Origin of the sequence: Endozoicomonas sp. YOMI1, from assembly GCF_024606345.1 — a bacterium.
In the GTDB taxonomy this organism is placed as follows: domain Bacteria; phylum Pseudomonadota; class Gammaproteobacteria; order Pseudomonadales; family Endozoicomonadaceae; genus Endozoicomonas.
In genome coordinates this window covers 1-4,288 of sequence record NZ_JAHHPM010000228.1, presented here as the reverse complement: position 1 = coordinate 4,288, position 4,288 = coordinate 1, and the positions used below count along the sequence as shown (strand labels likewise).

Annotated in this window: 6 protein-coding genes; 1 reads left to right on the top strand and 5 read right to left on the bottom strand. The window is 48.9% G+C overall.

Translation table 11 applies throughout. The features are described from left to right. Positions 1–98: 98 nt before the first annotated feature. From argC to KDK15_RS08005, 5 genes are all read right to left on the bottom strand, one after another. Positions 99–1,142 (bottom strand): N-acetyl-gamma-glutamyl-phosphate reductase, encoded by a 1,044-nt coding sequence (argC, locus tag KDK15_RS08025; protein WP_257294840.1) that lies wholly within the window; start codon positions 1,140–1,142, stop codon positions 99–101. Between the two features lie 94 nt (positions 1,143–1,236). Next, positions 1,237–1,452 (bottom strand): DUF3820 family protein, encoded by a 216-nt coding sequence (locus KDK15_RS08020; protein ID WP_257294839.1) that lies wholly within the window; start codon positions 1,450–1,452, stop codon positions 1,237–1,239. Positions 1,453–1,471: 19 nt separating this feature from the next. Further along, the gene (locus tag KDK15_RS08015; protein ID WP_257294838.1) at positions 1,472–2,200 is read right to left on the bottom strand and encodes an LrgB family protein; all 729 of its coding nucleotides are present in this window, start codon (positions 2,198–2,200) and stop codon (positions 1,472–1,474) included. Next, positions 2,193–2,567: a CidA/LrgA family protein gene (locus tag KDK15_RS08010; protein WP_257294837.1), complete on the bottom strand. Its 375-nt coding sequence runs from the start codon at positions 2,565–2,567 to the stop codon at positions 2,193–2,195. Before KDK15_RS08010 ends, KDK15_RS08015 begins: the two co-directional genes overlap by 8 nt. A gap of 371 nt (positions 2,568–2,938) precedes the next feature. Next, on the bottom strand, positions 2,939–3,367 hold the full coding sequence (locus KDK15_RS08005; protein WP_257294836.1) for a hypothetical protein: 429 nt from the start codon (positions 3,365–3,367) through the stop codon (positions 2,939–2,941). A 386-nt stretch (positions 3,368–3,753) separates the two neighbouring features. Here KDK15_RS08005 and hemJ point away from each other — a divergent pair, with 386 nt between their 5' ends. Further along, positions 3,754–4,173, top strand: coding sequence for a protoporphyrinogen oxidase HemJ (gene hemJ, locus KDK15_RS08000; RefSeq protein ID WP_257294835.1), 420 nt, complete (start codon positions 3,754–3,756; stop codon positions 4,171–4,173). The last annotated feature ends 115 nt before the right edge of the window (positions 4,174–4,288 follow it).

Sequence of the window (4,288 nt, the reverse complement as noted above, 5' to 3'; positions counted from 1 at the left end):
CCCCATCAAACTCTCATGATCCCGGGCAGAAATAGGTTGTTTCACATCCAGCAGGCTCCGATATGCATTCCCACGCGGAGCATGGGAACGAGGTTGTATCAAGGTATAGCTGCAGGAAAGTCCAGGCCGGTCATTTCATTCAGGCCAAACATAATGTTCATATTCTGAACGGCCTGTCCGGCTGCCCCTTTGACCAGGTTATCAATAACAGACAATATGACCACAGTGTCACCACCCTGTGGACGATGGATGGCTATACGACACTGGTTACATCCACGAACAGACCGGGTTTCCGGATGGCTGCCCACAGGCATAACATCGACAAAGGGCTCACCGGCAAAGGTACTTTCATACAACCCCTGAAGATCAATACTATGATCTTTGACCGTGCAATACAGCGTGGAGTGGATACCACGGATCATTGGGGTCAAATGCGGAACAAATACCAGATCACCGGTAAATGGGGATACGCCCGTTCCCGGCATGCGTTCAATACCTTGCTGAATTTCTGGCAAATGACGATGACCAGCAACACCATAGGCCTTGAAAGACTCGGATGCTTCGCAGAGCAGAGTGCCCACATTGGCGCCACGTCCAGCGCCACTGACACCTGACTTGGCATCGACAATGATATTGCCACTGACCAGCCCTGCTCTCACCAGGGGTAATAAACCCAGCTGGGTTGCCGTTGGATAACAGCCGGGATTGGCCACCAGTCGGGCGTTAGCAATATCTGCACGGTTCATTTCTGGCAGGCCATACACCGCCTCTGTTAATACGTCCGGGCAGGCATGCTCGATACCATACCACTGCTGCCACAGCGCTGTATCACTGAAGCGAAAGTCAGCCGCCAGATCAATCACCCGAACGCCTGCAGACAGTAATTCCGGAACAGACTCCATGGCAATACCATTGGGTGTGGCAAAGAACACCAGGTCACATGAGGTAAGCTGTTGCTTATCAGGAAGCGAAAAGTTCAGCTCAAGCTTGCCCCGTAATCCGGAAAACAGTTCACTGACCGGCTTCCCCGCTTCAGAACGGGAAGTGATCATACTCAACTCAACATTTGGATGAACCGATAGCAACCGCAACAGCTCCGCTCCGGTATAGCCTGTTCCACCGACAATGCCCACTTTAATCATCTGATGTTTCCGTTACTTCTGGATTATTGTTTGACCCGGTGATCTTAACAGAACTCTGTCGGATAACGTCGCTTCATTAGTGAAGGAGGCTGAATCAGTATTTTTTCAATGGGGTAATCAGATCGTTCAACCCATTCACCTGAACCTCCAGAGTCAATGCCAGCAGTTTACCCAGTTCACCTTCCGGAAACCCTTTTTCTGCGAACCAGAGAAGATAGGGCTCTGGCAGATCGATCAGCCTTCTGCCTTGGTACTTTCCAAAAGGCATGGTCTGGTTGGCGATTTTGATCAGGTCTTCTTTATCGAACATCGGGTTTTCTCAGGGCAAATTACAGTAATAGGCTGATCAGCCATGGCATAAGAAGCGGCATGTAGATAGCACACAGACACATCCCCAGGCTGGAATAGACACCCATGGTCAGATCCAGTTCAAAAGCCCGGGCAGTGCCGCCTGCATGAGCGTTTACCCCCATGGCAAAGCCAATGGCCCTTGGGTCAGTCACGCCAAACTTGCGACACAGTACGGGTCCCACCAGCGAACCATAAACGCCGGAAATAATGACCACCGCAGCCACCAGAGGGATAATAGCGCCATACTGTTCGCCCATCACCAGGGCAACCGCTGTGGTTACGGCTTTGGTAGAAATGGATAACACAACGTCTCTAGAACCGCCAGTTGCCAGAGCCATCCCCATACCAATAAACGCTGCCAGAAAGCCACCGATCAGTAATGAACACATAAGAGGCCCCGCCAACTGACGAAGGGTGTGAAGCTGTCGTGAAAGCGGAACCGCCAGTGATACCGTAAAGGGCGCCAGCAACATCTTCAGCAACTCGCTGTGTCTGGTATACATATCGGGCTCAAGTGGAGAGCAGCGAATCACCAGAAAAACCAGCAGACTGGTGCTAAACAGCGGATGAAGCCACCCTTTGCGCCCCATACGATTAAACAACTTTTCCGCCAGCAGGAAAGCGCCCAGATTGATCAACACAATGGCAACCGGGCTGTTAATTTGCCGCTGCAATAATCCGTAAGAGAAACTGATCACCTCATCCATGATGGTTCTCTCCGCCAGCAAAGCGTTTAAGCAGCCACTGCAGGAGAACAGCCGTTAATACCAGGGAAACAGGGGTCGCCACCAGCATGGCCAGAGTGATAGGCAGCCATTGCTGCAAGAGCAGGTCACTCAGGAAGAAAATACCAACACAGCCCGGGATAAACAGCACGGCCAGATAACGGATACAGAACTGGCTCACCTTATCAAGAGATTCACTGACACCTCCAGACAACTGAAGATAAATCACCAGAAGTATCAACCCCATTACTGAGCCGGGAACCGGAAGACTGAGTACGTCGCTTAACAGGTCACCCAGCACGGTAAAAAACAACAAAGTGACAATGCCTGATAGCGCTCCTGATGACATCGCTTGACTCTCCTGAAGCAGCTATAAGTAGTTAACCAAATGAAATCATATTTTCTGGCTAACTACTTACGCTGCACGCTAAAAACTGGTTTCTGTCGATCTTGTTTCGCTGTGAACTCAACGCAGGTGCAACGAAACTTCAACCGATCTTCGTTGAAATTCCTCGCAATAGCCCTACTATTACTTGTCATTCCGCATTGACCAGATGTCCAGAATAACTTGCTCGCTATCATATTCAGAAGGCGGAATTGGTATAACTTGTCAGGACTTTATAAACAACTAATGCCTGTCTATCAGGACATCAAAGAGCACGGAAAGAGGGGCTTTTTTAAGTGCTCTTTAGCGTGAATAATATTTTGCTCCAGCAAAAGCTAACTGGCAATACACCCAATCAGTCCATATCCAATAATTGAACAGCACGCAACGCAACAGTCACCCAGCGTCCCATTACCACACCAGGACTCTAAACAACTCTGTTCCCTACGATGAGCTATTCTACTTGTGGTTGGCACCAGTTCATCAAGGCGCAGCCTTGCGACCAGGGCCTCCCGTCGCTGATTTGCTTCGCTTCTCGCAAACTGTTGCGACTCCGCATAAGAAGGCGGGGGCGCTTCAGGCAGTCCTTCATCGGGATAAGGAGGCGCACTGGGAAGCGCGGTACCTGAAGGTTGTGAAGTAACCACACTCCTGAGAATATGAAAGCATTTTTCCGGACTGTCTCCAGAGCCGCATTTCCGTGCTCCATGCTCAGTGATGTCGTTTCCCTTCGCTAGAATGGGCGTAATAGGCATGCCTTGCATAAACCAGGTTCTCCAGAAAATTAAGTTCAGTGTTGAATGTTATTAACTACCCAAGCCTAAAAGTGGCTAAATCCTTCCTTTATTTTGACCTTTCAAATAGGAAAAGGTTCATCAGAGTCTGACCCAAATGAGCTTTTAAACAGCGCAGACAGTCATTGGGTCGTCTTGGGTGATAGACAGTAAATGCAAATTATCAGAACTAAAAAAATACTTTAAGCGGTTACAAAACAAGAAGACAAATAATAGAGAAGAAGCCAAACTGGCCAGAGGCCGTTGTGTACTGGAAGAACAAAAAACCGACAGCGCATTATTTCAAAACATGCAACTTGATTTACTCTTCCAACCTGTAAAAATGTTTACAAATTCAATAACAATCGGGTTTAACAATGCTTTGGATAACAGCTTTCCACATTATCGCCATGACCTGCTGGTTTGCAGCCCTCTTCTATCTGCCGAGGCTTTTTGTCTACCACACCATGAGTGAAGACCAGATCAGCAGAGATCGCTTTGTCATCATGGAAAGAAAGCTTATGCGTGGCATCGCCACACCCTCCATGATTGCTACCCTGATTCTTGGCCTGTGGCTGTTACACTACATCCCCGGCTACATCAGCGCCCCCTGGATGCATGCAAAACTGACGCTGGTAGTTCTGACCGTGGGCTATCACCATATGTGTGCCCGCTATATGAAGCAACTGGCCAACGGCACCAGTACCCACAGCCACACGTTTTTCAGAGTTTTCAATGAAATTCCTGTGATCTTCCTTGTTGGTATTGTCATTCTGGTCGTTGTTAAGCCCTTCTAGGAGGCTGTCCGAGAATAGCGCTCGTCTAGGCGACCCCGTAGCGAGGATTGTGAGAAATTTAGGATAAAAATTTCTGATTCTGAGGAGAATAGCGGGGCTATTTGACGAAGAAGCA

What these genes read in the sequence shown, in the direction of transcription:
- argC (WP_257294840.1), bottom strand. Translation starts at nt 1,142, where the DNA reads ATGATTAAAGTGGGCATTGTCGGTGGAACAGGCTATACCGGAGCGGAG.
- hemJ (WP_257294835.1), top strand. Translation starts at nt 3,754, where the DNA reads ATGCTTTGGATAACAGCTTTCCACATTATCGCCATGACCTGCTGGTTT.
- KDK15_RS08015 (WP_257294838.1), bottom strand. Translation starts at nt 2,200, where the DNA reads ATGGATGAGGTGATCAGTTTCTCTTACGGATTATTGCAGCGGCAAATT.
- KDK15_RS08005 (WP_257294836.1), bottom strand. Translation starts at nt 3,367, where the DNA reads ATGCAAGGCATGCCTATTACGCCCATTCTAGCGAAGGGAAACGACATC.
- KDK15_RS08020 (WP_257294839.1), bottom strand. Translation starts at nt 1,452, where the DNA reads ATGTTCGATAAAGAAGACCTGATCAAAATCGCCAACCAGACCATGCCT.
- KDK15_RS08010 (WP_257294837.1), bottom strand. Translation starts at nt 2,567, where the DNA reads ATGTCATCAGGAGCGCTATCAGGCATTGTCACTTTGTTGTTTTTTACC.